23 protein-coding genes are annotated in these 25,000 nt (G+C 69.2%); 18 read left to right on the top strand and 5 right to left on the bottom strand.

What is annotated here, in order from left to right:
• Nucleotides 1–169 precede the first annotated feature (169 nt).
• Entirely contained in the window at nt 170–1,603 is a 1,434-nt protein-coding gene (locus tag AR539_RS15510) for an isochorismate synthase (RefSeq protein ID WP_066438826.1), read from the bottom strand.
• Between the two features lie 130 nt (nt 1,604–1,733).
• Between AR539_RS15510 and AR539_RS15505 the strand changes: the two genes are divergently transcribed.
• The 4 genes from AR539_RS15505 (at nt 1,734) to AR539_RS19520 (ending at nt 6,202) form a co-directional block, all read left to right on the top strand.
• Nucleotides 1,734–2,522, top strand: a complete 789-nt coding sequence (locus tag AR539_RS15505) for a demethylmenaquinone methyltransferase (protein WP_231728631.1) — start codon at nt 1,734–1,736, stop codon at nt 2,520–2,522.
• 10 nt (nt 2,523–2,532) lie between these two features.
• Complete coding sequence (locus tag AR539_RS15500; RefSeq protein ID WP_066438820.1) at nt 2,533–3,909, top strand: geranylgeranyl reductase family protein; 1,377 nt, start codon at nt 2,533–2,535, stop codon at nt 3,907–3,909.
• Entirely contained in the window at nt 3,906–5,006 is a 1,101-nt protein-coding gene (locus AR539_RS15495; RefSeq protein ID WP_066438812.1) for a polyprenyl synthetase family protein, read from the top strand. Before AR539_RS15500 ends, AR539_RS15495 begins: the two co-directional genes overlap by 4 nt.
• A gap of 710 nt (nt 5,007–5,716) precedes the next feature.
• A complete protein-coding gene (locus AR539_RS19520; RefSeq protein WP_197410647.1) occupies nt 5,717–6,202 on the top strand; it encodes an endonuclease domain-containing protein in 486 nt (161 codons plus the stop codon).
• Between the two features lie 111 nt (nt 6,203–6,313).
• Here the strand turns inward: AR539_RS19520 and AR539_RS15485 are convergent, their stop codons facing one another.
• On the bottom strand, nt 6,314–6,736 hold the full coding sequence (locus AR539_RS15485) for a hypothetical protein (RefSeq protein ID WP_066438805.1): 423 nt from the start codon (nt 6,734–6,736) through the stop codon (nt 6,314–6,316).
• A 14-nt stretch (nt 6,737–6,750) separates the two neighbouring features.
• Nucleotides 6,751–7,422 (bottom strand): trimeric intracellular cation channel family protein, encoded by a 672-nt coding sequence (locus tag AR539_RS15480; RefSeq protein WP_066440056.1) that lies wholly within the window; start codon nt 7,420–7,422, stop codon nt 6,751–6,753.
• Nucleotides 7,423–7,483: 61 nt separating this feature from the next.
• On the opposite strand from AR539_RS15480, the gene AR539_RS15475 reads away from it, so the two are divergent.
• The 13 genes from AR539_RS15475 to AR539_RS15415 all read left to right on the top strand — a co-directional run bounded on the left by AR539_RS15475 (nt 7,484) and on the right by AR539_RS15415 (nt 22,741).
• On the top strand, nt 7,484–8,215 hold the full coding sequence (locus AR539_RS15475) for a sirohydrochlorin chelatase (protein WP_066438802.1): 732 nt from the start codon (nt 7,484–7,486) through the stop codon (nt 8,213–8,215).
• 145 nt (nt 8,216–8,360) lie between these two features.
• Complete coding sequence (locus AR539_RS15470) at nt 8,361–10,109, top strand: nitrite/sulfite reductase (protein WP_066438800.1); 1,749 nt, start codon at nt 8,361–8,363, stop codon at nt 10,107–10,109.
• On the top strand, nt 10,106–10,816 hold the full coding sequence (locus AR539_RS15465; protein ID WP_066438796.1) for a phosphoadenylyl-sulfate reductase: 711 nt from the start codon (nt 10,106–10,108) through the stop codon (nt 10,814–10,816). Before AR539_RS15470 ends, AR539_RS15465 begins: the two co-directional genes overlap by 4 nt.
• Complete coding sequence (gene cysD / locus AR539_RS15460; RefSeq protein ID WP_066438793.1) at nt 10,813–11,760, top strand: sulfate adenylyltransferase subunit CysD; 948 nt, start codon at nt 10,813–10,815, stop codon at nt 11,758–11,760. Before AR539_RS15465 ends, cysD begins: the two co-directional genes overlap by 4 nt.
• The gene (locus tag AR539_RS15455; RefSeq protein WP_066438791.1) at nt 11,760–13,202 is read left to right on the top strand and encodes a sulfate adenylyltransferase subunit 1; all 1,443 of its coding nucleotides are present in this window, start codon (nt 11,760–11,762) and stop codon (nt 13,200–13,202) included. The genes cysD and AR539_RS15455 overlap by 1 nt, the downstream gene beginning before the upstream one ends.
• Before the next feature lie 298 nt (nt 13,203–13,500).
• Entirely contained in the window at nt 13,501–14,667 is a 1,167-nt protein-coding gene (locus AR539_RS15450) for an RtcB family protein (protein WP_066438788.1), read from the top strand.
• A 236-nt stretch (nt 14,668–14,903) separates the two neighbouring features.
• A complete protein-coding gene (locus AR539_RS15445; protein WP_066438785.1) occupies nt 14,904–16,091 on the top strand; it encodes an ABC transporter substrate-binding protein in 1,188 nt (395 codons plus the stop codon).
• Between the two features lie 44 nt (nt 16,092–16,135).
• Nucleotides 16,136–16,861 (top strand): ABC transporter ATP-binding protein, encoded by a 726-nt coding sequence (locus AR539_RS15440; RefSeq protein ID WP_066440052.1) that lies wholly within the window; start codon nt 16,136–16,138, stop codon nt 16,859–16,861.
• Nucleotides 16,851–17,786, top strand: coding sequence for an ABC transporter permease (locus AR539_RS15435; protein WP_082699392.1), 936 nt, complete (start codon nt 16,851–16,853; stop codon nt 17,784–17,786). The genes AR539_RS15440 and AR539_RS15435 overlap by 11 nt, the downstream gene beginning before the upstream one ends.
• Before the next feature lie 176 nt (nt 17,787–17,962).
• The gene (locus tag AR539_RS15430; protein WP_197410646.1) at nt 17,963–18,259 is read left to right on the top strand and encodes a putative quinol monooxygenase; all 297 of its coding nucleotides are present in this window, start codon (nt 17,963–17,965) and stop codon (nt 18,257–18,259) included.
• Between the two features lie 538 nt (nt 18,260–18,797).
• Nucleotides 18,798–20,075 (top strand): uroporphyrinogen-III C-methyltransferase, encoded by a 1,278-nt coding sequence (gene cobA, locus AR539_RS15425; protein ID WP_066438778.1) that lies wholly within the window; start codon nt 18,798–18,800, stop codon nt 20,073–20,075.
• A 34-nt stretch (nt 20,076–20,109) separates the two neighbouring features.
• Nucleotides 20,110–21,576 (top strand): FAD-dependent oxidoreductase, encoded by a 1,467-nt coding sequence (locus AR539_RS15420; RefSeq protein WP_066438777.1) that lies wholly within the window; start codon nt 20,110–20,112, stop codon nt 21,574–21,576.
• 160 nt (nt 21,577–21,736) lie between these two features.
• Complete coding sequence (locus AR539_RS15415) at nt 21,737–22,741, top strand: DNA topoisomerase IB (protein ID WP_066438775.1); 1,005 nt, start codon at nt 21,737–21,739, stop codon at nt 22,739–22,741.
• A 60-nt stretch (nt 22,742–22,801) separates the two neighbouring features.
• Here the strand turns inward: AR539_RS15415 and AR539_RS15410 are convergent, their stop codons facing one another.
• Together AR539_RS15410 and AR539_RS15405 are read right to left on the bottom strand one after the other, a co-directional pair.
• Nucleotides 22,802–23,383, bottom strand: a complete 582-nt coding sequence (locus tag AR539_RS15410; protein ID WP_066438769.1) for a hypothetical protein — start codon at nt 23,381–23,383, stop codon at nt 22,802–22,804.
• Between the two features lie 68 nt (nt 23,384–23,451).
• Nucleotides 23,452–24,273, bottom strand: a complete 822-nt coding sequence (locus AR539_RS15405; RefSeq protein ID WP_066440050.1) for a DUF1206 domain-containing protein — start codon at nt 24,271–24,273, stop codon at nt 23,452–23,454.
• Nucleotides 24,274–24,408: 135 nt separating this feature from the next.
• Here AR539_RS15405 and AR539_RS15400 point away from each other — a divergent pair, with 135 nt between their 5' ends.
• Nucleotides 24,409–24,945, top strand: coding sequence for a hypothetical protein (locus tag AR539_RS15400; RefSeq protein ID WP_066438766.1), 537 nt, complete (start codon nt 24,409–24,411; stop codon nt 24,943–24,945).
• Nucleotides 24,946–25,000: the final 55 nt, after the last annotated feature.

The following is a 25,000-nucleotide window of genomic DNA, read 5'->3' as shown; positions in this document are numbered from 1 at the left end:
TCTTCCCTTTTGTTGCAGGTTATTGCAGGAGCAGGCGTGACTTAATCGGCTTATAGTGTATCGCCGAAATAGAGATGTGCATCACAGGAAACTTAGTTTCACCATTGGATAACTATTGTCGAGACTAGCGCAAGCCTGCCCTGGCCCCCGGTGTCTCTTATCCCGGACTCTAGCTGTTGATGCCGAGCGACTCCAGCATGGGGCGGAACTTCGCCCACGTCTCGGCGAGCTCGGCTTCCGGCACCGAGCCCTCCACAACGCCGCAGCCGGCGTACAGCCGCACGGTCTCCGGGGACTCGATGACGGCCCCACGCAGTGCGATGCCCCATTCCCCGTTGCCGGCCGCGTCTAGCCAGCCGACCGGCCCCGCGTAGGGGCCGCGGTCCAGGTGTTCCAGCTTGCGGATCAGTGCTCCGGCCACCGTGGTGGGCGTGCCGCAGACCGCCGCGGTGGGGTGCAGGGCGTTGATCAGGGCCAGGCACGTGGGGACATGTCCCTCCACCTCGGTCAGCTCGGCCTTGACGTCCGAGGCGAGGTGCCACACGTTGGGCAGCTCCAGGATGAACGGCTCGCTGTGCGCATTCATGGCCTCCGAGAACGGCGCCAGCTGCGTGGTGAGCGACTGGATGGCGATGTCGTGCTCGTGCCGCTGCTTCTCGGACCCGGCCAGCACGCGCTCGGCGAACTCCAGCGGGGAGCCGGCCATGCCGTCGGCGTCGCGGCGGTCCAGGGTGCCGGCCAGGACGCGGGCCTGTGCGGTGCGGCCCTCCACCTGGATCAGCATCTCCGGTGTGGCGCCCACCAGACCGTCCACGCCGTAGGTCCAGCATTCGCGGTACCGGGCGGCCAGCTCGCGCAGCACCTGCGCGGCGTTGACGCCGGTGGGGAGCGTGGCCACGATGTCGCGGGCCAGCACTAGCTTCTCCAGGGCGCCGGCCCGGATCTCCTCGACCCCGGCGGCGACGGCGGCCATCCAGTCTTCCTCGCTGAGCGACCCCGTGTGCAGCGTTGCCCCCGCAGCCAGGGGCAGGGGGCGGACGACGGCGCGCCCCGCCGCTGCGGCCGGGTCCCCGCCAGACCCGTTCCCCACGGTGCCGTCCCCGGCCAGGCCAGGTTCCGACGTCGGGCCGTCCGCCGCGTTGCAGGGGAACGTGCCGCCGCTTCCGAGCCAGCGGTCCAGGGCGGCGCGCGCACCCGCTTCGGTGAGTTCGACGTCGTCGAACGTCAGATGGGTGAGCCATGCCTTGCCGTCGCGCAGCCCCACGACGATTTCGGGGACGATGAGCCGGGACTCGTGCGCGGAGGCCTTGGAGAACGCGAAGGAACCGAACGCCACCGGGCCGGTACCGGGCCACTCCACGGTGTCCTCGATCTGCGCCTCGAGCACCAGATGGCGCCACCACATGTCCGCCTCAAGGAACCGCTCGGGCCCCGTGGCGGTGAAGCGGGCCACCTCGCCGAAGCCCACCAGCCCGGCTTCGCGCCGGGACCAGCAGAGGACGTCGTCGCGGACCAGAAACGACGGCAGCCCCCCGGGGAACGATTCGGCATCGAGGGGGACTGTCAGTGTTCTGATAATTCGGGTGGAGAACGCGCTCGTCATAGTGAGACCACACTACTCCCGCCGGGCGTGGCGGCCCGCTCACGCCGTGCTCCGGCCGTGCTCCGGCCCTGCTCAGGCCCTGTTCAGGGCGTGGTTCGTGGGTGTCCCGAACATTTGAGACAATGGCAGGGTGAACCGAGCATCCTTGGATAAGCGTCCGGACGAAGTAGCCACGATGTTTGACGACGTCGCCCCCAAATACGACGTCGTCAACGATGTCCTTTCCATGGGACAGACGCGCCGCTGGCGCAAGGTTGTGGTCGAGGCCATGGATGTGAAGGCGGGCCAGCGGGTGCTGGACCTCGCTGCGGGCACCGGCACCTCCAGCGAGCCGTATGCCGACGCCGGCATCGACGTGATTGCCTGCGACTTCTCCCTCGGCATGCTCAAGGTCGGCAAGCGCCGCCGCCCCGACATCGACTTCATCGCCGGTGACGCCACGCGCCTTCCCTTCGCGGACAACTCCTTCGACGCCAGCACCATCTCGTTCGGCCTGCGCAACGTCAACGAGCCGAAGAAGGCGCTCGAGGAGATGCTGCGGGTCACCAAGCCCGGCGGCAAGCTGGTCATCGCCGAGTTCTCCCAGCCCGTGGTGCCGCTGTGGCGCACCATGTACACCGAATACCTCATGCGCGCCCTGCCCGCGATCGCCGTCAAGGTGTCCTCCAACCCGGACGCCTACGTCTACCTCGCCGAGTCCATCCGCGCCTGGCCGGACCAGGACCACCTCGCCGCCTGGCTGAAGGACGCCGGCTGGGAGTCCGTCACCTACCGCAACCTCAGCGGCGGGATCGTGGCCGTGCACCGCGCCGTCAAGCCCGGCGGGCCGGCCACGGACCCTGCCGCGGGCGCCAAGGCGCTGGCCAACCACACCGGACCGGTCGCGAAGCTGCGCCGCAACACCCGGCCCGCGCGTTAGTCCAGCCGCCGTGAAAGTACTGATCGTCGGAGCGGGTCCGGCCGGGTCCACCGCCGCCTACTACCTGGCCAAGGCAGGCATCGACGTCACGGTGCTCGAAAAAACCAGCTTCCCGCGCGAGAAGGTCTGCGGCGACGGGCTCACCCCGCGCGCCGTCCGCGAGATCCAGAAGCTGGGCCTGCCGCACCCCGAAAGTGACGGCTGGCGCCGGAACAAGGGCCTGCGCCTCCTGGCCGGCGGCCGCAGCATCGAACTGCCCTGGCCCGAGGTGTCCGACTTCCCGCAGTACGGCCTCATCCGGACCCGGCTCGGCTTCGACGAGGAACTGGCCGTCCACGCCCGGTCCGCGGGCGCCGTCGTGCTGGAACGGCACAGCGTTACCGAGGCAATGCGGAACGACGACGGCCGGGTCACCGGCGTCCGCGCCGCCCTGCTGGACGAGTCCGGGCGCAAGACGGGGGAGACCCGCGACTTTCCTGCCGACGTCGTCCTCGCGGCGGACGGCAACTCCACCCGCACCGCGGTGTCGCTCGGCATCCGGAAGCGCGACGACCGGCCGCTGGGCGTCGCCGTCCGCACCTACTTCACCTCGCCGCGGCACGACGACGACTGGATGGAAGGCTGGCTGGAGCTCCCCGGCCGCGACGGCAAGCTGCTGCCCGGCTACGGCTGGGTGTTCGGCGTCGGCGACGGTACGTCCAACGTGGGCCTGGGCATCCTGAATTCGTCGAAGGAATTCGGCAAGCTGGACTACAAGCAGGTCCTGCGCGAATGGACCGCCGGCATGCCTTCGGAGTGGGGCTTCACCCCGGAGAACCAGGTGGGCGAGATCCGCGGCGCCGCGCTGCCCATGGGCTTCAACCGCACCCCGCACTACTCGCCCGGTCTGCTGCTGTTGGGCGACGCCGGCGGCATGGTTTCCCCGTTCAACGGCGAGGGCATCTCCTACGCCATGGAGTCCGCCCGGTTCGCGGCCGAGTTCATCATTGACGCCTCGGCCCGCGCCGCGTCCGGCGGGTGGGATGCGTCCGACGCCGACGCCCGGCTGGCGGGGTACGCGGACCATGTGCGGGACCAGTGGGGATCGCACTTCACCCTGGGCCGCGCGTTCGCCACGTTGATCGGGAAGCCGGCCGTGATGAAGCTGGCCCTCCGGACGGGCATGCCCATTCCTGTGCTGATGCGGTTCGTGGTGCGGCTGCTGGCCAACCTGACCGATCCTGCTGCCAAGGGGTTCGAGGACCGGGTCATCCGGGTGCTGGAATCACTGGTCCCGGCAACGTCCAACTCGGCGCCCGCACCACTGGACATGTCCAGTGCGGACACGGCTTCGCACTCCAGCGCCAACTCCGCGGATTCCGCCACAAAAGTTAGGGTTAACCCGTGACCAACTCTGCAGACCAAAGCTGGAGGCACGCCGGACACGGCACGCCGAGCTCCGAGCCCAGCCTCAACACCACGGCCATCGCCACCGGATTGCAGCTGCCGGCCGGCTTTGCCGCGATCGCGGGGGACCCCGAGCTGGGCCCGGCGATCACCACCAACCTGGCGCGGGTGGAGAAGAAGCTGCGCGAGGCCATTGCCAACTCCGATCCGCTGGCTGACGCGACGTCGCGCCACCTCGTGGAAGCCGGCGGCAAGCGCATCCGCCCCCTGCTGACGCTGCTCTGCGCCCACCTGGGTGACGCCTCCCGGCCCGCCGTGGTGCAGGCCGCCGTCGTGGTTGAACTGACGCACCTTGCCACGCTCTACCACGACGACGTGATGGACTCCGCGCCGTTCCGCCGCGGCGCCCCCACTGCGCACGAGGTGTGGGGTAACTCCGTGGCCGTCCTCACCGGCGACCTGATCTTTGCCCGCGCCTCCATCCTGGTGTCCGAGCTGGGGTCCCGCGCGCTGGGCATCCAGGCCCGCACCTTTGAGCGGCTCTGCCTAGGCCAGCTGCACGAAACCGTCGGCCCCCGCCCGGACGAGGACCCGGTGGAGCACTACCTTTCGGTCATCGCGGACAAGACCGGCTCGCTGGTGGCGGCCTCCGGACAGCTCGGCGCGATCTTCTCCGGCGCCGACGAGGCCTATGAGCCCGTGCTGGTGGAGTACGGCGAGAAGGTGGGCGTCGCGTTCCAGCTTGCCGACGACGTCATCGACGTCACCGGCGTCAAGGTCAAGTCCGGCAAGTCCCCGGGAACAGATCTGCGCGAGGGTGTGCCGACGCTGCCCGTGCTGCTGCTGCGCAAGAAGGCCGACGCCGGCGACCAGTCTGCCGTCGAACTGCTGAAGCTCATTGACGGTGACCTGAGCTCGGACGAGGCCCTGGCTGCCGCCGTCGCCGGTCTCCGGGAGCACCCCGTGACGGCGGAATCCTGGGTGGTGGCGCGGGCGTGGGCCGACGAGGCGATTGCGGCCCTGGCGCCGCTGCCCGAGGGTGTGGTGAAGGCCTCGCTGACCAACTTCGCGCTGGCCGTGGTGGACCGCGCCAGCTGACATTACTCCGGTCCCGGGTCTACCGGGCTGCCAGCCTTAAACGGAATGGCCCCGGTTCCTCACAACGTTTCGATCCGTTGTGCGGAACCGGGGCCATTTCTCCGTTCGCATCAGGTCCACCGGAGGCATTTAGTGAACCCATGAACGAGCATATGACAGGAATGTCACATTGTCTAGCCCGTTTGTAAATTCACTGTCACGGGCTTTCCGCGGCCCGGTCGTGCGGAATCTCCCCACCTCTGGGCTGACCTCGGCCTGGGACTGGCTGACACGCCGTCCGGCCCGTCCAAACGTGGGGAAACCCGGCGCCGGAACTGTCCACATAGGCGGCTGCGCGCCTGTTACTCCGCCGCGTCCGGGACTGTGCTGGGTGGATGGACCTCGCAACATACCTGAAGTATGCCGGTTCGGTGGCCCGGACGGGGACCCTGCTGCAGGCAGGATTCTCCGAGCGGACGATCCGGAACGCGGTGTCAGCCGGGGAATTGGTACGCCTGCGCCATGGAGGGGTGGCACTGAGTGGCGCGGCCCCAGACATGGTCGCGGCCGTGCTGGCCAACGGGCTGCTGTGTTGCGCGTCGGCAGCCCCGTGTCAGGGACTGTGGCGGCTTCACGCCCCTGTTCGGCTGCATTTGCTGTGCCGGCATGGCGCCGCCGCCGGCGTCGTTATCCACCGAGGAAGCCTTGTTCCGCCGGAGTTTCCCCGGCCCGTGGCCGGGCTGACTGACACCCTGCTCCACGCCCTGCGGTGCCTGCCGCCGGTAGAGGCTGCCGTGATGGTGGAAAGCGCGCTCTTACAAGGGCGCACGACGCTGCCCTACCTGAGGCAGCGGTTGCCGGGCAACCGGAACGGGGCCGCCCGCGGGGTCCTTGAGCTGGTCGACGGCACGGCGGACTCGGCGATTGAAGTCGTCGCCAGACTTTTATTCAAAAACCAGGGAATCCACACGCAGACGCAGGTTGAGCTGCCCGGGATCGGGCGGGTGGACTTCCTGCTGGAAGGGTTCCTGATTGTGGAGATCGACGGAAGCACCCACCTTGAGCCGGCGCAGGTGAAGAAGGACCGGCGGCGGAACAACGCCAGCACCCTTTCAGGCTATGTAGTGCTCCGCTACGGGTATCAGGACGTGGTCTACAACCCGCAGAAGGTCATCGACGAGGTGTGGCAGGTGCTGCGCGGACGAGTCATCCGCTGAAACTCCCCAAGTATGAATTTCCGGTGCCGCAGATCACCGGCGGTTTGGCTCGACACTCCGGTGGAGGCCGCCAAACATGGGGAGGACCAGCGGCCGCCGGAGAACCAGCCCCTAGTCTTCGTCCTCGAAGGCCCACTCGAACATGTCGAAGACGAACTCGGAGAAGGTTCCTTCTTCGCTCTTCCACTGGCCGCGGGCGTTGTTGCGGCGGTACACGATGGGGTCCGGGATGCTGAGGTCGGCCACCCGGAAGCCCCAGGTGAACTGTTCTTCCTCGTCCTCGAGGAACATGAGGAAGCCTTCGTCGTCGACTTCGAGCTCTTCGGGGTCCCAGAAGTAGTGGTACGCCTCCATGATGTCCTCGCAGCCGCCCACCGCGAGGTAGAACTCCCGGAGGACCAGCGGGACCTGGAACTGGTGCTCGGCGAGGGCCGAGTCGAGCTCATCGGGGGCCAGGCCGTCCTCTTCCTGCCATTCGTCTTCGAGATACTTCGGAACAAGCGCGCGGAACTTCTCGAGGAACATGTCAGTCATGGTTCCCATCCTAGCTAATCCCGGGGCTTGCCCTCGGCCGTGTCCAGGCCGAGCCGGTGCCAGCCGCGGACCGCCAGCGGGACGAACCACTTGCGCCGCCACGCCGTCACCCGGAAGGCGAAAACGACGACGGCCACGGCACCGGCGGTCACGGCGTTGAAGGTGCCCGTCACGGACAGCGCCACCGTCAGGGCAGCCCCGGTAAACGCCGGCAGCGCATAGATGTCCTTCGGGTCGAACAGCTGCGGCACCTCGTTGGCCGTGATGTCGCGCAGCAGGCCGCCGCCCACCGCCGTCGTAACCCCCAGAAGCACTGCCGCCACGGGGTTCATTCCGGCCGCCATCGCCTTAAGCGACCCGGTGATACAGAAGAGGGCCAGCCCGCCGGCGTCGAACAGCACCAGCAGCGACGTGTACCGCTGCACACTGGAGAACAGGAAATACACCAGCACCGTGGCCAGCAGCGGCGGCGCCAGGTAGGCCGGGCTGATGAAGGCCGTGGGCGGGCCCGCATTGATGATGATGTCGCGGATGACGCCGCCGCCCAGGCTGACCACCGAGGCCAGCAGCAGGGAGCCGATGATGTCGAACTGCTTCCGCGCCGCGAGCAGGGACCCGGAGACGGCGAAGAAGAAGACGCCGGCCAGGTCGAGCCAGATCAGGACAGCGCTGAAGGAAAAAGTCATGGAGCGTCCCGGTCGGATCTCGAGGGGCAAATGGGGCGGCTCCAAGGTTACGCTAACGGCTATGAATAGCCCCATCCTGATCGCCTGCGCCCATGGCACCTCCAGCGCCCAGGGTGCTGCCGAAGTCAACGCCCTCCGCGACGGGATCGCCGCGCTGCGGCCGGGACTCGACGTCCGCGAGGCCTACGTGGACGTGCAGAACCCCGAGCTGCCAGCCGTCGTCGAGGGCCTCCCGGCGGGGGAGACCGCCGTCGTGGTCCCGCTGCTGCTCAGCGTCGGCTACCACGTCAAGGTGGACATCGCCCGGGCCGTTAAGAGCCGTCCGGGCACCCGCGCCGCCGCCCCGCTGGGCCCGGACCCGCGGCTCGCCGCGCTGCTGGACCAGCGGCTCCGGGAAGCCGGCGTGACGGACAACGACGCCGTGATCGTCGCCGCAGCCGGGTCCTCCGACCCCACGGCAGCGCAGAACGTCGAGGTACTCGTGGAACAGCTCCGCGCCCTGCGGTCCAATCGGATCGTGGCCGCGTACGGCGCATCGGCCAGGCCCTCCGTGCCTGAGGCCGTCGCCATGCTCCGCGAGGAGGCAGCGGGTGGGGCCGGCGCCGGCGAATCCGCCGGGGGAGTGGACCTGGGCGGCCGCGTGGTGATCGCCGCGTACCTGCTGGCCCCGGGGTTCTTCCACGACCAGCTCGCCAAGGCCGGCGCGGACCTCGTGACCGCGGCACTGCTGCCCTCGCCGGTGCTCGCCGAGATCGCCCTGGAACGCTACGACGCCGCCCTCGCCGCGGGCTGAGCACCTCCTGTTTCAAGCACGATTCCATGCACACCACCCCTGCCACATCAAGGCCCTCCGGCACTTCGTGACGATTTATTGCCCAAGGTGACCTAGCGTTTCCGCACCGTTGGAACGGCCCAAAAGCCCGCCCTACAGTCGATCCATGACTGATACAGCTCTAGCCGGAGCGTCCCCGGACCAGGCCGCACCGGCCCGCGCCAAACGCCCCACCAGCCGCCCCGCCGCCAAGCCGCACGGGCAGTGGAAGGTGGACGGCACCGCCCCGCTGAACGCCAACGAAACCTGGAAGCAGGAGGACAACGGCCTCAACGTCCGCGAGCGTATCGAGTCCCACTACTCCAAGCACGGCTTCGACTCGATCGATAGCACCGACTTGCACGGCCGCTTCCGCTGGTGGGGCCTCTACACCCAGCGCAAGCCCGGGATCGACGGCGGCAAGACCGCCACGCTGGAACCGCACGAGCTCGAGGACAAGTACTTTATGCTGCGCGTCCGGATCGACGGCGGCGCCCTTACCACCGAGCAGCTGCGCGTCATCGGCCAGATCTCCGTCGACTTCGCCCGCGACTCGGCGGACCTCACCGACCGGCAGAACATCCAGCTGCACTGGATCCGGGTGGAGGACGTCCCGGAGATCTGGCGCCGCCTCGAAGCCGTGGACCTCTCCACCACGGAAGCCTGCGGCGACGTGCCCCGCGTCATTCTCGGCTCCCCGGTGGCCGGCATCGCCACGGACGAGATCATCGACCCCACGCCGCTGATCCACGAGCTCGCCGAACGCTTCATCGGCGACCCGGAGCTGGCCAACCTGCCGCGCAAGTTCAAGACCGCCATCACGGGCCACCCCAGCCAGGATGTGGTCCACGAGATCAACGACGTCGCCCTGGTGGGCCTGGTGCACCCCGAACTGGGCATCGGCTACGACCTCTGGGTGGGCGGCGCGCTCTCCACCAACCCCATGCTGGGCAAGCGCCTCGGCGCGTTCGTCCGCCCGGACCAGGCCGCCGACGTCTGGCTCGGCGTCACCAGCATCTTCCGCGACTACGGCTACCGGCGCATGCGCACCAAGGCCCGGCTGAAATTCCTGCTGGCCGACTGGGGCCCGGTGAAGTTCCGCCAGGTCCTCGAGGACGAATACCTCGGCTACAAGCTCGACGACGGCCCCGCGGCGCCGAAGCCCGCCACCCCGGGCGACCACATCGGCGTGCACGAGCAGAAGGACGGCCGGTTCTTCATCGGCGCCACCCCGCTGGCCGGCCGCCTCTCCGGCACCCAGCTGGTGAAGCTCGCCGACACCCTCGAATCCCGCGGATCGCAGCGGCTGCGCACCACCCCGCACCAGAAAATCGTGGTCTTGGACGTGCCCAAGGACGAGGTGGAGCCGCTGGTGGCCGAACTGGACGCCCTGGGCCTCTCCGCCCGGCCGTCCGTGTTCCGCCGCGGCACCATCGCCTGCACCGGCATCGAGTACTGCAAGCTGGCCATCGTCGAAACCAAGGTCACGGCCGCCACCGCGGTGGCCGAGCTGGAACGCCGCCTCGCCGACCTCGTCGAGACCGGGCAGCTCCCGCAGGCCCTCTCGCTGCACATCAACGGCTGCCCCAACTCCTGCGCCCGGATCCAGACCGCGGACATCGGCCTCAAGGGCATGATGCTTCCCACGCCCGACGGCGACCCCACCCCGGGTTTCCAGGTCCATCTGGGCGGCGGGCTGGCTTCCAGCAGCCGCGAGGAGGCGGGCCTGGGCCGCACCGTCCGCGGCCTCAAGGTCACGGCCGGCGAGCTGCCCGACTACGTGGAGCGTGTGGTGCGGAAGTTCGTGGCCGACCACACCGAGGGCCAGACCTTCGCCGAGTGGGCGTTCGCGGCCGACGAGGGTGACCTGCAGTGACCAGCGCGCTCCGCACCCACGACGAGCTGAAGGTCCTCGCCGAGTCCGGCGCCGCCGAGCTCGGCTGGGACGCCCCGGCCCGCGAGGTGATCGCCTGGGTGGCGCGCAATTTTGAGCTGCCCGCCGTCGCCGTCGCCTGCTCCATGGCCGACGCCGTCCTCCCGGCGCTGGTCGCGGACCAGCTCCCCGGCGTCGACGTCCTGTTCCTGGAGACCGGCTACCACTTCCCGGAAACCTACGCCACACGCGACGAGGTGGCCGCGAGCCTGCGCATCAACGTGGTGGACGTGCTGCCGGAGCAGACCGTGGAGCAGCAGGACCGGCTCCTCGGCAAGGACCTCTTCGCCCGCGACGCCGCCCAGTGCTGCGCGCTGCGCAAGGTGGCCCCGCTGCGCCGCACCCTGGCCGGCTACGAACTCTGGTTCACCGGGGTCCGCCGCGACGAGGCCCCCACCCGCACCAACACCCCGCTGGTCACCTGGGACGAGGCCAACGGCCTGGTCAAGGTCAACCCCGTGGCCGCCTGGAGCTTCGACCAGCTGGTCCAGTACTCCGACGACAACCTCCTCCCCGTCAACCCGCTGCTTTCACAGGGCTACCCGTCCATTGGCTGCCAGCCCTGCACCCGCAAAGTGGCGCCCGGCGACGATCCCCGCGCCGGACGCTGGGCAGGAACCGACAAGACAGAATGCGGACTACACGTATGAGCACTTTCCTGACTGAGGAGCCCACACAGGTGACTGACGCTCCCGTTTCCACACGCCTCTCGTCCCTCGACACTCTTGAGTCGGAGGCGATCCACATCATCCGCGAGGTGGTTGCCGAGTTTGAGCGGCCCGCGCTGCTCTTTTCCGGCGGCAAGGATTCTGTGGTGATGCTGCACCTGGCCACCAAGGCGTTCTGGCCCGGGAAGGTGCCCTTTCCTGTGCTGCACGTGGACACCGGGCACAACTTCCCGGAGGTCATCGACTTCCGGGACCGGACCGTGGAGCGGCTGGGGCTGAAGCTCGTCGTCGGCAGCGTGCAGGAGTTCATCGACTCAGGCGAGCTGGCCGAACGTGCCGACGGCACCCGGAACCCGCTGCAGACCGTGCCGCTGCTGGACGCGATCCAACGCAACAAGTTCGACGCCGTTTTCGGCGGCGGCCGCCGGGACGAGGACAAGGCCCGCGCCAAGGAGCGCATCCTGAGCCTGCGCGACGAGTTTGGCCAGTGGGACCCGCGCAACCAGCGGCCCGAGCTGTGGAACCTCTACAACGGCCGGCACACCGTGGGCCAGCACGTCCGCGCGTTCCCCATCAGCAACTGGACCGAACTCGACGTCTGGCGCTACATCGAGCGCGAAAACATCGAGCTGCCGGGCCTGTACTACGCCCACGAGCGCGAGGTCTTCGCCCGTGACGGCATGTGGCGCGCGGTGGGCGAGGTCTCGCAGCCCCGCGACAACGAGGCCGTCACCACCAAGACCGTCCGCTACCGGACCGTGGGCGACATGTCCTGCACCGGCGCCGTCGAATCCGCCGCCGCCACCGTGCGCGACGTCGTCATTGAAGTTGCCGCCTCCACCATCACCGAACGTGGCGCCACCCGGGCCGATGACCGCATCTCCGAAGCCGCCATGGAAGACCGCAAGAAGGACGGCTATTTCTAATGAGCACGGAAACTTTCCTCCCCGACGCCGGGCAGGACGCCCTGCCCACCACGCTGTTCCGCTTCGCCACCGCCGGATCGGTCGACGACGGCAAGTCCACCCTGGTGGGCCGGCTCCTGCACGACTCGAAGGCGATCCTCGCCGACCAGCTCGACGCCGTCGCCCGCACCTCCGCGGACCGCGGCTTCGGCGGGGACGGGGCCACCGACCCCAGCGGGAAACAGCGGATCGACCTGGCGCTGCTCACGGACGGCCTGCGCGCCGAGCGGGAGCAGGGCATCACCATCGACGTCGCCTACCGCTACTTCGCCACGGGCCGCCGCAGCTTCATCCTCGCGGACTGCCCCGGGCACGTGCAGTACACCAAGAACACGGTGACCGGCGCGTCCACCGCGGATGCCGTCGTCGTGCTCATTGACGCCCGCAAGGGTGTGCTGGAGCAGACCCGCCGGCACCTGTCCGTGCTGCAGCTGCTGCGCGTGGCGCACGTGATCGTGGCCGTGAACAAGATCGACCTGGTGGACTTCAGCGAGGACGTGTTCCGCGCGATCGAGGCCGACGTGCAGCAGGTGGGCCGGGAGCTGGGGCTGGGCCGCAACGAACTGAACACGGGTGGGCTCGCCGATCTTTTCGTCATTCCTGTCTCCGCGCTCGACGGCGACAACGTGGTGGACCGCTCGGACCGCACGCCCTGGTACGACGGACCCGCGCTGCTGGAGGTCCTGGAGACCCTGCCTGCCGCGGACGAGCTGGAGAGCCACCTGGAGAGCTTCCGCTTTCCTGTCCAGCTGGTGGTTCGGCCGCAGGGTGCGCTGGCGCCCGACGCCGTCGCCGCCGGGCTCGACGCCGCGGCGTACCGCGACTACCGCGCCTACGCCGGCCAGATCACCGAGGGCTCGGTGAAGGTGGGGGATACGGTCAGCGTGCTGACGCCCGGCCAGGACCCGCGCACCACGACGGTGGCCGGCATCGACTTCGCCGGCCATTCGCTGCAGGAGGCCACGGCCCCGCAGTCGGTGGCGATCCGGCTCTCGGACGAGATCGACGTGGCCCGCGGGGACACCATCGCGGCTGCCGGGACCATCCGGGAAGCCTCGGCGGACCTGTACGCGGCGCTGTGCTGGCTCTCGCCGAAGCCGCTGCGTGAGGGCGCCAAGGTGCTGGTCAAGCACGGCACCCGCACGGTCCGTGCGATGGTCCGGAACGTGACGGGCAAGCTGGACCTTGCCAGCTTCCAGCTGGAGCCCACGTCCACGCTGGAGCTCAACGACATCGGACACGCCCAGCTGCGGCTGGCCGCGTCGCTGCCGCTGGAGAACTACCTGCACCACCGCCGCACCGGGGCGTTCCTGGTGATCGACCCGCTGGACGGCAACACCCTCGCCGCCGGCCTGGTCAAGGACCACCCGGGCGACCACGAGGACGAGCGCTACTCCATCTGAGCGGGCGGGAACTGCCGGCCCTGCACGGCCGGCAACGATCTGGCGCTGCTCCAACGATCTGGCGCTGCGCTATGGGTTCTGCGCCCACGAAAGGCGCTGTCGACGCGGGAATACGGCAGCGCCCGCGCCGTTGCGCGTCGCGAGGAAATTTGCGCCGCGGAGAGCGCACGAGGTCGCCGGACACGTGCGAGGTCGACGGAAGCCTCCGGCGGCGACCTCGCAGGTTTCCCCCGAATTGGGCGCCCGCGCCCCCTTGCCACCGCCCCCGCGGACCACGATCATCGTGAGGGGAGGCGCCGTGGAGGTCATCAACAGCAGGCTCATCAGCTGGGCGTCGATCCTGGATGACGCCACCCGCCAGCAGGCGATTGCCACCGCGCAGCTGCCCATCATCTATCCGCACCTGGCGCTGATGCCGGACGCCCACCTGGGCCTGGGCGCCACCGTGGGGTCCGTCATCCCCACGCTGCACGCCGTCATCCCCGCGGCCGTGGGCGTCGACGTCGGCTGCGGCATGATCGCCGTCCGCACGCAGTACGCCGTCAAGGACCTGCCCAAGGACCGCAAACCCCTGCGGGAGGGCATCGAACACGCCGTGCCGCTGTCCGCCGGGCACTACAACCACCGCATCAGCCCCACCGCCGTGCCGCGGATCGCCGAACTGCGGCGCCAGGCGAAAGCGGCGGGCTTCGACCCCGCCCGGGACGCCGCCAACTGGGAGCTGCAGCTGGGGTCGCTGGGCTCGGGCAACCATTTCATTGAGGTCTGCGCGGATGAGGCGGACACCGTCTGGCTGTTCCTGCACTCCGGCTCGCGCGGCGTGGGCAACAAGCTCGCGCAGCGGCACATCGCCGAGGCCCGCAGCGCGGCCCGGGCCCGGCACATCGTCCTGCCGCACCCGGACCTGGCCTACCTCGAGGAAGGCACCCCGGAGTTCGACCGCTACATCACGGAACTGCACTGGGCCCAGCACTTCGCCCTGCTGAACCGCGAGGAGATGATGGACCGCGTGGTGCGGCAGTTCGAGGCTTGGACGGGCGGGTCCGTCCGCGAGGCCGAGCGGATCAACTGCCACCACAACTTCACCGCCAGGGAACAGCACTATGGCAAGACCGTCTGGGTCTCCCGCAAGGGCGCCATCCGGGCGCAGGCGGGGGACTCCGGGCTGATCCCCGGCTCCATGGGCACCGCGTCCTACGTGGTGGTGGGCCGCGGGAACCGCGAGTCCCTGAACTCCTCGCCGCACGGCGCCGGGCGCGAGTACTCCCGGAACGCTGCCAGGAAGGCCTTCTCCATGGCCGAGCTGAGGGCCGCTATGAAGGGCATCGAGTTCCGGCCCAGCGAGGCGTTCATTGACGAGATCCCGGCGGCCTACAAACCCATCGACCAGGTGATGCGCGACTCCGCGGACCTGGTCACGGTGCGGCACAAGCTCCGGCAGTTGGTCAACGTCAAGGGCAACTAATCCCAGTTGCGCCCGGCCCGCGGCCGCGTCGTTGGGGCCCGGATGTGACGCTGCATGAACTCGCGTGACCCCCGGTTTCCGGGCCGTTGAACCCAGTTAAGAGCTGTCCCTATGGTGAACCAATGACAACAACGGAACGGCTCTACAGCAGCTCCCGCCGGGATTTCCGGGGCCGATGTAGCCGGCGCTGACCACCCGCCCGGCCATCCCCGAACCTCCTCGAAGGACCCCTTCCCATGTCATCCACTCCTGAACCCGAAACCAAGTCCGGCACGTCCGGCACCAAGCCCGCCACGCCCGGCACCACCCGGATCGTCGCCGGCGAAACCGCCAAACCCAAACGCAAACGCACCCTGGAGATCAGCCTCGCCGTCGGCCTGGCGCTGCTCATCGGTGCCGGAGCCGCCGTCGCGTCCGTGAACCGCACCAGCGAGAGTGCCGCACCGGCCGCCGTCACGCCCGCCACCGAACTCAAGCTCGGCTACTTCGGGAACATCACCCACGCCCCGGCCCTCGTCGGCGTCAGCCAGGGCCAGCTCGCCAAGAACCTGGGCGGGACCAAGCTCAGCACCCAGGTCTTCAACGCCGGCCCCGCCGCGATCGAGGCCCTCAACGCCGGCGCCATCGACGCCACCTACATCGGTCCCAACCCCGCCATCAACTCCTACGTCAAGAGCAAGGGCGAATCGATCAGCATCATCGCCGGTGCCGCCGCCGGCGGAGCGCAGCTGGTGGTCAAACCGGAGATCGCCTCCGCCGCGGACCTGGCGGGCAAAAAGCTCGCCACCCCGCAGCTGGGCGGCACCCAGGACGTGGCCCTGCGCGCCTGGCTCGGCGCGCAGGGCTACCGGACCACCACGGACGGCGGCGGCGACGTCGCCATCAACCCCACCGAAAACGCCCAGACCCTGAAACTGTTCCAGGACGGCAAGCTCGACGGCGCCTGGCTGCCGGAACCGTGGGCCTCCCGGCTGGTGCTCCAGGCGGGCGCCAAGGTGCTGGTGGACGAGAAGGACCTGTGGGAGAAGGGCGAGTTCATCACCACCGTCCTGATCGTCAACAAGAAGTTCGCGGCCGCGCACCCGGACACGGTCAAGGCGCTGCTGAAGGGCCACACCGAGTCGGTGGACTGGCTCAACGAAGCCCCCGCCGCCGAGAAGTCCACGGTCCTGAACGCAGCCCTCAAGGAATCCGCCGGCGCGGCCCTGCCGGACGACGTGATCGAGCGGTCGCTGCAGAACATCACCTTTACGGCCGACCCGCTCGCCGGCACCTACCGGAAGCTGCTCCAGGACGGCGTCGACGCCGGCACCACCACCCAGGCCGACATCAACGGCATCTTCGACCTCACCGCACTGAACAGTGTGCTGGGCGCGAGCCCCGCCGGGACGAAGGTCTCCGCCCAAGGACTGGGCCAGGACTAGCCAGTCCTGTTCCCCGGCCCGCCAACAGAAGTAAGGACGTGACCATGCCAGTCGTACTGGAAAACCTGGGCAAGCGCTTCGGCGACGGCGCCCCGGTGCTGGACGACGTCAACGCCACCATCGGGCAGGGCGAATTCGTCGCCCTGCTCGGTGCGTCCGGCTGCGGCAAGTCCACCCTGCTGAACATCATGGCGGGACTGGAGGCGCCGACGTCGGGCGCCCTGGAGGTGCCGAGCGACGGAGCCGCGTTTATGTTCCAGGACGCGGCGCTGTTCCCCTGGCTGACCGCGCGGGAGAACATCGAGCTGGCCCTGAAGCTGCGCGGTGTCGGAAGGGCCCAGCGGCGGGTGAAGGCGGCCGAGCTGCTGGACCTGGTGCATCTGGGGGGCGCGGGGGACAAGCGCCCGCACGAGCTCTCCGGCGGGATGCGGCAGCGGGTCTCCCTGGCCCGGTCGCTGGCCCAGGACCGGCAGCTGCTCCTGATGGACGAACCGTTCGCCGCACTGGACGCGATCACCCGCGACCTGCTGCACGACGAGCTGGAGCGGATCTGGAAGGAAACCGGCCGCACCATCGTTTTTGTCACCCACAACGTGCGCGAAGCCGTCCGGCTGGGCCAGCGTGTGCTCCTGCTGTCGTCCCGGCCCGGCCGCGTGGTGCGGGAATGGCACGTCAGCGAAGAGCACCGCACCGACGCCGGACTGGCTGGAGCGCTCACCGGCGAAATCACCGCCCGGCTACGCGAGGAGATCCGCCGCCATGCCAAGTAAACACACCCCACTGCTGGAACCAGCCGGCGCGCCGTCAGTGCACGCGGCCCTCACCCGGTCTTCCACTGGTTCGGCTGACCTGCGTGAGCTTGAGGCCGGGCTGGATTCTTTGCAGTCCGACGCCGTCCGCAAGGTCAGCGTCGACTGGAGCCGGATCCTGCTGCCGGTGGCCGCGATCGTGGCGCTCATCCTGGTCTGGCAGCTGTACGTGTCACTTGGTTTTAAGCGCCAAGACCTGGTGCCCGGGCCGCTGGATGTGGCCGCGCAGTTCGGAAGGCTCTGGTCGGACGGCGCACTGCAGGAGGCGGTGTGGACCTCGCTGCAGCGCGGGCTCGCCGGGTTCCTCATCAGCGTTGCCATTGCCACCCCGATCGGGCTGCTGCTGGCGCAGGTGGCCCCGCTGCGCCGCGCCTTCGGCCCACTGATCTCCGGGCTGCAGGTGCTGCCCTCCGTGGCGTGGGTGCCCGCGGCCATCATCTGGTTCGGCCTGACCGACGCCACCGTCTACTTTGTGGTGTTCATGGGCGCCATCCCCTCGATCATCAACGGGCTGATCTCCGGGGTCGACCAGATCCCGCCGCAGTACCGCAGCGTCGGCACGGTCCTGGGCGCGTCCCGGCTGCAGCTGGCGCTCCAGATCATCCTCCCGGCCGCCCTGCCCGGGTACCTGGGCGGGCTCAAGCAGGGCTGGGCCTTCTCCTGGCGCTCGCTGATGGCCGCGGAAATCATCGCCGTCGGAGGCTCCATCGGCTTCGGCCTGGGCTCCATGCTGAACCAGGGCCGCGACCTGTCCGACATGGCCATCGTGATGTCCGCGATCCTGCTGATCCTCGCCGTCGGCATCCTGATCGAGCTGCTGGTGTTCGGCCCGATCGAAAAGCGGCTGCTCCGCCGTCGCGGGCTCCTCGCCGGCAGCACCCGCTAAGCCCGTCCCGCACACATCCCGCACACAGCAACGCGGGGTCACTTACAGCCCAATATCCCCGGATTTATGGACCGCAGGTGACCCCGCGTTGCTGTTGTCTGCCGCCGCGGACAGGCCTACACTCGCGGCTATAGGCCGGTATGCGGCCCATCCAGCCACATTCTGAGGAGACAGCCGTGGCACCAAAATATGGAGTGCTGGCACTGGTCGAGGCGAAACCGGGCAAGGAACAGGAGGTCTGGGACTTCCTCAACGAGGGCCGGGACGTGGTGCTCAAAGAACCCGGCACGCAGACCTGGTACGCCTTCCGGGTCAACGAGTACACCTTCGGGATCTTCGATACCTTCGACACCGAGGAGGCCCGGCAGGCGCACCTCAACGGCGCCATCCCCGCGGCCCTCGGCGAACACGGCCCCACACTGCTGTCGAAGGACCCGGACATCAAACTGGTGGAGCTCATCGCCGTGAAGTAGCCCGCCGCCGCCCCCGCCGGGCACCTCGACGCCGGGCACCTCGACGGCGGGGTACTTCACTAGCAGTTCCCAGCACGCGCCAACGCGTACGACGGCGGGCCCCCGGGTATCGGTGGGCTGCGGGCGGTGCGTCGATTTACCGAGAATGGCCGCCATCCGGGATGGTTTAGCGGCCATTCGTGGTGAATGGGTGGGTCCGGGCGGTTGGTGGCGGCCATTCGTGGCAAATGGGTGGCCCCTAGGAGGTCCTGGAGGTCCAGTGCGCGTCGATTTACCGAGAATGGCCCCTATACGGGGTGGCGCCCCTATCCGGGGTGGCGGTCCGGGGGCACATTGACACGGACCCGCCGCCAGGCGGGCCCGGAAAGGCTCCTGCGGCCGCCAAAGTGCCCCCGGACCGCCGACCGGCCGCCGACAGACCGCTGACCGGCCGCTGACAGGCCGCCGGCGGCAGGGCTTTGTGACGCGGCATTACCCTGCGTGAACGGGTGTTTCCGGACCGTTGTTCCGCCTGATGACGCCGCCCTATCGTCGATGCATGGCACTTCAGGACATATACCCCACGGCGCTGCGCCTCCTCGGCCGGCCCGTTCTGGTGGTTGGCGGCGGCCCCGTCGCCGCACGCCGCGCCAAAGGACTGCTCGACGCCGGCGCCCAGGTCACGGTGGTGGCGCCCCTTGCCTGCCCGGCCCTGGAAACCCTCGCCGGCGCGGGCCTCCTCGCCTGGGAGCCGCGCGCGTACCGCAGCACCGACGTCGACGGCGTCTGGTTTGTGCAGACCGCCACCGGCGATGCCGCCGTGGACGCGCAGGTCGCGGCCGACGCCGAGGCGCAGCGCATCTGGTGCGTCAACGCCTCCAGCCATGAGGCCTCCGCCGCCTGGACCCCCGCCGTCGCCGTCGTGGACGACGTCCACATCGCCGTGAACGCCGGGGGAGACCCGCGCCGCGCCATGGCCCTGCGCGACGCCGTCGCCACCGCCCTGGACACCGGCGACCTGCCGCTGCGCCGGCAGCGCGCCACCACCGCCGCCGGTTCCGTGGCCCTGGTGGGCGGCGGACCCGGCGACACCGGGCTCATCACCGTCCGCGGCCGCCGGCTCCTGGGCCAGGCCGACGTCGTCGTGGCAGACCGCCTGGGCCCGCGCGACCTGCTGGCCGAACTGGCCCCCGACGTCCGCGTGATCGAGGTCGGCAAGACCCCGGGCCACCACCCCGTCCCGCAGGCCGAGATCGACCGCATCCTGGTGGACGAGGCGCTGCAGGGCCACCGGGTGGTGCGGCTCAAAGGCGGCGACCCGTACGTCCTGGGCCGCGGCGGCGAGGAAGCCGAATTCTGCCGGCAGCACGGCGTCGAGGTTGAAGTGGTCTCCGGCGTCACCTCCGCCATCTCCGTTCCCGCGGCTGCGGGGATCCCGGTCACCCACCGCGGGCTGGCCAAGGGCTTCAGCGTGGTCACCGGCCATGAGGAACTGGCCGAGGTGCCGGCCCGCGCGGACCACACCGTGATCCTGCTCATGGGAGTGGGCCAGTTGCGCGAATCCGCGGCCTCGCTGGGACGCGCCGGTTTGCCAGCGGAGACGCCTGTTGGCATCGTAGAGAATGGTTATCTGCCGGACCAGCGGGTGACCATAGGAACGCTCGGGACCATCGCGGACCAGGCGGAGGCCGCAGGCGTCGCGAACCCCGCCGTGATCGTGATCGGTGACGTGGTCCGCGTCAGCCCGTTCGCGCCGTCGCACTTCAAGACCGCGGACTACAGCACCACCACCCCGAACGCGCCCCGCTCCACCCAGACCCGTGTACTGACCCCCTAACCCGTCGCTTGCAGAAGAACGAAGGAACACAGCCGTGTCAACGAACACCCCTGTAGGAACTGCCGCCCGCCCGCTGCGCATCGCCGTCGTCGGCTCCGGACCCGCCGGTGTGTACGCCGCGGACATCCTGACCAAGAGCGAGGCCGTCAAGAGCGGCGAGCTCACGGTGAGCATCGACCTCTTCGACCGCTACCCGGCGCCCTACGGCCTGATCCGCTACGGCGTGGCCCCGGACCACCCGCGCATCAAGGGCATCGTCAACGCCCTGCACAAGGTCCTGGACCGCGGCGACATCCGCTTCTTCGGCAACGTGGACTACGGCACGGACCTCTCCATCGAGGACCTCCGCACCCACTACGACGCCGTCATCTTCGCCACCGGCGCCATCAAGGACGCAGACCTGAACATTCCCGGCATCGAACTCGAGGGCTCCTACGGCGGCGCCGACTTCGTCTCCTGGTATGACGGCCACCCGGACGTCTCCCGCGAATGGCCGCTGGACGCCAAGGAAATCGCCGTGATCGGCAACGGCAACGTGGCCCTCGACGTCGCCCGGATGCTCTCCAAGCACGCCGACGACCTCCTGGTCTCCGAAATCCCGGACAACGTCTACGCCGGGCTGAAGTCCTCGCCCGTCACCGACGTGCACGTCTTCGGCCGCCGCGGCCCGGCCCAGGTGAAGTTCACCCCGCTGGAGCTGCGCGAGCTGTCCCACTCCAAGGACGTGGACATCATCCTCTACGCCGAGGACTTTGAGTTCGACGCCGAATCGGACCGCCAGATCCAGAGCAACAACCAGACCAAGACCATGGTGGGCACGCTCACCAACTGGATCGCCGAGCAGCCCGAGGACCTCTCCGAGCTCACGGCCTCCCGCCGCCTGCACCTGCACTTCCTGCACAGCCCGGTGGAGGTCTACGGGGACAATACCGGCGAAGCCGGTGCTCCCGGCCGCGTCGCCGGCATCAAGTTCGAGCGCACCGAGCTGGACGGCACCGGCAACGCCCGCGGCACCGGCGAGTTCATCGACTACCCGGTGCAGGCCGTGTACCGCGCCATCGGCTACTTCGGGTCGGCCCTGCCCGAGGTCGAGTTCGACCACAGCAAGGGCGTGGTCCCGAACGACGGCGGCCGCGTCCTGGATGCGTCCGGCGCCCACGTCCCGGGACTCTACGCCACCGGCTGGATCAAGCGCGGACCCGTGGGCCTGATCGGCCACACCAAGGGCGACGCCCTGGAAACCGTGACGTACCTGCTGGAGGACCGGGAGAACCTGCCGGCCGCCGCGGCGCCCGCCCCGGAGAAGATCGTGGAACTTCTGGAGAGCCGCGGCGTGCAGTACACCAGCTGGGAAGGCTGGCTGGCCCTGGACGCACATGAGCGGTCCCTCGGCGAGCAGGCCAGCGCCGAAGACGGCAGCGTCCAGCGCGAGCGCATCAAGGTGGTTCCGCGCGAGGATATGGTGGAGATTTCCCGCGGCGGGGTTGCCGCGGAGGTCTAAGCCACGCCTGTTTCAGTCAACGCGGGGTCATTCCGCGCCCGTCCCCGAGGGGATTATGGGCGCGAAATGACCCCGCGTTGTTTGTTGGGGTGGCCGCAATCCGGGGTTTGGTCAGTAGGCTTACTGTCATGGATGAACAGCGCACGCCAGGAGCCCGCCGGTGAGGCTCCGGCACAGCAACGCGTCGGGCCGCGGCTACCGCCGGGTGGCCGCCGGGACCGGCTTCAGCTACAAGGACCTGGACGGCTCCACCCTGCCTCCCGGGCCGGTGCGGGACCGGCTGGAAAGCATCGGCATCCCGCCGGCGTGGACGGACGTCTGGATCGCTCCCTACGACAACGGGCACATCCAGGCCACCGGGCTCGACGCCGTGGGCCGCCGGCAGTACATCTACCACCCCAGCTGGCGCGAGAAGAAGGACCGGCTGAAGTTCGACCGGTCCCTCCAGCTCGCCGAAACCCTGCCGGCCGCCCGGCGCCTGGTCACCATGGACCTGCGCTCCGAGGGACTGGGCCGGGAGCGGGTGCTGGCCGCCGCCTTCCGGATGCTGGACAGCGGCTCGCTGCGGGTGGGCTCCGAGCGGTACACCAACGAAAACGGCAGCCACGGCCTCGCCACCCTGCTGTGCGCGCACGTGAGCGTGCGCAAAGACGTGCTCAAGCTCAGCTTCCCGGCCAAGAGCGGCAAGACCTGGGAGTCACGGATCACCGACGCCGACCTGGCCGCCGTCGTCCGCCAGCTCAAGCGCCGCGGCGGCAACGCACGGCTGCTGGCGTACAAGGAGGGCCGCACCTGGCATCCGGTGTCCAGCTCCGACATCAACCAGTACGTCAAGGAGCGCACCGGCCAGGACTTCACCGCCAAGGACTTCCGCACCCTGCGGGGGACTGTGGCTGCGGCGGCCAGCCTGGCGCGGACCGGACCGCAGCCCAAGGTGGCCGCCCGCAAGCGCGCGGTGAGCCGGGCCATGGTGGACGCCTCTGAGGTCCTGGGCAACACACCCTCGATTGCTCGGAAAAGCTACGTGGACCCGCGGGTGCTGGACCACTTCGCCGCGGGGGAGACCATCGACCCGAAACGGCTGGACTCCGCCGAATCCGAGGTGCGGGCACTGTTGTACCGCGAGGGCGACGTGGTTCCGCTGCGGAAGGCCTCGGGTCAGTAGCATCCTGCCCAGTAGGGGCCCAGCCCAGTAGCGGGCTGCCCAGTAGCTGGGTGTCCGCCCTCAGAAAACGGCGTTCAGGAACCCGACCACGATCGCGGTCCACCAGCAGGCCTGCGAGATGACCAGGCACACCAGCAGGTGGGTCCGCTGCCCGGTGCTGAGGTCCGCGAACCGGGCATCGCCGGGCAGCCGGGCCAGCCGCCGCATCAGCGGGATCAGCATGATCCCGTTCAGGCTGAGAACCAGGACGGCGGCCAGCTTGAGGTCCGTCATCGGGCTGGCCAGCCGCGGGGCCAGGAACGCGCCGGTGGCCAGCATGACGGCGAGGCCGCCCCAGATCAGGGGCGTGGCGGCGCCGTCGAGCCGGATGGTTTCGGCGAGTTTCCGCCGCCCGATGAGCCACAGGAAGCCGTGCCAGTCCAGCAGGATCACGGCCCCGAAGGCCACCACCATGCCCAGGACATGCAGCACGACGGCGAGGTTGTGGACCAAACCGTCAGGGTGGACGGCGGTGGACGCGGTGACGGACAGCAGCCACGCCGCAGTGGCGGCAAAGCAGAGGAGAATGACGAGGCGCCGGGTGGACCGTTCGGATTCACGGTGCCGCCGGAGGGTGCGCCTGCTGACGGGAACGTAACTCATGGGTGGGGCCGATCGTGGGGCTAGCTCAAACTTTATCCCCAAAATTTAGGCCCCAACAGGGAGGGAACCTACATCCGGCCGAAGCGGGCCCGCACCAGCGCGAACACCCCGTAGGCGATGAAGCCCGCACCGATTGCCAGGAGCAGCGCGGGCCCGAACGGGTGGTCCCGCAGGGCCTTCAGGCTTCCGTCCAGGCCGGTGGAGGAGGCGGGATCGTTGGTGGCGGCGGCGATGACAAACAGCAGCCCGGTCAGGACCAGCGCCACGCCCTTGGCGATGTGGCCGGCGACGCCCAGGCTGCTGACCAGGTGGCCCCGCCGGGTGCCCTCGAAGTGGGCCAGTTCCTCCTTGAACTTCTTCCCCAGGCCCTTGACCACGAAGTAGACCCCGATCCCGATGATGGTCAGGCCCAGGGCGATCAGCGCCGGCACCCCCAACGGATGGCGGACCAGGGCGGCGGTGAAGTCCCGGGTGGAATCGCCGGAGTCACCCGGGTTGCCCGTCGCGAACTGGGCGAAACTCAGCCCCACACTGCCGTAGGCGATGCTGAGGAAACCCGACGAGATGAGCTTGCCGATGCGCTGCTTGCGGGGGAGGTGCCTGGCCCGCAGCGTGGCCTCGCTCAGCTGCCACAGCGAGAGCCCGGCGCAGGCGATGAACCCCGCCCACATCACCGCCGGCCCCCACGCGTTGGCTGCGAGCTGTTCGATGGCGCCGGTGGGCTCGGCCTGGCCCGGGGCGCCGAGGACCAGGGCCACGGCGATCGCCCCGATCACGATGTGCAGCAGCGCCATCACGGCAAAACCGGAACGGGCGACGACGTCGAGCGCCGCGCTGTTCGACGCGGACTCCGCCGCGTCCACGGCATCGCCGAGGGTCTCGCCTTCCATGCCGTCGAGTCTACGCAGTGAGGCGTCCGGACCCGGAACTATCAGGTTCTTCATAAGTGTGCTTACTATAGCCGGGTGCCCGCCTTTCCGGAGGCGGCAGTTCCCGGTTCGAATGCAGACGATAGGAAGCTCGACATGGCAGGTAATCTTGTTGCCCGATCCATCCACGACCTCACCGCAGGCGCCTGGTTCGGCGGTTCGCTTATGGGCGCCATCGGATTGAACGGCGCGACGGCGGAGGCGAAGGACCCGGCCGAACGCACCCGGCTGTCCAGCCTGGGCTGGAAGAAGTGGGCCCCCGTCCAGACGGCGGCTTTCGGTGCGCACTTCGTCTCCGGCCTCGCCATCATGTGGGAGAACAAGGGCCGCATGGCGAAGCAGGACGGCGTGATGCGCCTCAGCGTCGTCAAGTCGGTTGTTACGCTCGCCGGTGCCGCAGTCAGCCTGTACGCGGGGCTCCAGGGCGCCAAGGTGGACAAGTTGGCCAGCGAGGGTGCCAAGGGCGCCACGGAGCCCAAGCCCGGCGCCTCGGAGGAACTGCGTTCCGCCCAGCAGCAGCTGAAGGTCCTGCAGTGGGCCATCCCCGTTTTCGCCGGCACCGTGATTGTCCTCGGCGCCAAGCACGGGGAAATGCAGCGCCCCAAGAACGTTTTCGCGGGTCTCGCACGCTAAGAGCGCACGGCCTCGAAGCCAAAGGCCCCCGCGCCGGACGTCCTGTCCGGTGCGG

Source organism: Arthrobacter sp. EPSL27 (assembly GCF_001512305.1).
Lineage (GTDB): Bacteria > Actinomycetota > Actinomycetes > Actinomycetales > Micrococcaceae > Arthrobacter.
The sequence above is the reverse complement of the archived record's forward strand: the minus strand, read 5'-3'. Positions and strand labels throughout refer to the sequence as shown.

Bases quoted from the DNA above. Each gene is read 5' to 3' on its own strand.
- AR539_RS15510 (WP_066438826.1), bottom strand. From the start codon at position 1,603: ATGACGAGCGCGTTCTCCACCCGAATTATCAGAACACTGACAGTCCCC.
- AR539_RS15485 (WP_066438805.1), bottom strand. From the start codon at position 6,736: ATGACTGACATGTTCCTCGAGAAGTTCCGCGCGCTTGTTCCGAAGTAT.
- AR539_RS15480 (WP_066440056.1), bottom strand. From the start codon at position 7,422: ATGACTTTTTCCTTCAGCGCTGTCCTGATCTGGCTCGACCTGGCCGGC.
- AR539_RS15475 (WP_066438802.1), top strand. From the start codon at position 7,484: ATGAATAGCCCCATCCTGATCGCCTGCGCCCATGGCACCTCCAGCGCC.
- AR539_RS15470 (WP_066438800.1), top strand. From the start codon at position 8,361: ATGACTGATACAGCTCTAGCCGGAGCGTCCCCGGACCAGGCCGCACCG.
- cysD (WP_066438793.1), top strand. From the start codon at position 10,813: ATGAGCACTTTCCTGACTGAGGAGCCCACACAGGTGACTGACGCTCCC.
- AR539_RS15455 (WP_066438791.1), top strand. From the start codon at position 11,760: ATGAGCACGGAAACTTTCCTCCCCGACGCCGGGCAGGACGCCCTGCCC.
- AR539_RS15445 (WP_066438785.1), top strand. From the start codon at position 14,904: ATGTCATCCACTCCTGAACCCGAAACCAAGTCCGGCACGTCCGGCACC.
- AR539_RS15440 (WP_066440052.1), top strand. From the start codon at position 16,136: ATGCCAGTCGTACTGGAAAACCTGGGCAAGCGCTTCGGCGACGGCGCC.
- AR539_RS15435 (WP_082699392.1), top strand. From the start codon at position 16,851: ATGCCAAGTAAACACACCCCACTGCTGGAACCAGCCGGCGCGCCGTCA.
- cobA (WP_066438778.1), top strand. From the start codon at position 18,798: ATGGCACTTCAGGACATATACCCCACGGCGCTGCGCCTCCTCGGCCGG.
- AR539_RS15410 (WP_066438769.1), bottom strand. From the start codon at position 23,383: ATGAGTTACGTTCCCGTCAGCAGGCGCACCCTCCGGCGGCACCGTGAA.
- AR539_RS15405 (WP_066440050.1), bottom strand. From the start codon at position 24,273: ATGGAAGGCGAGACCCTCGGCGATGCCGTGGACGCGGCGGAGTCCGCG.
- AR539_RS15400 (WP_066438766.1), top strand. From the start codon at position 24,409: ATGGCAGGTAATCTTGTTGCCCGATCCATCCACGACCTCACCGCAGGC.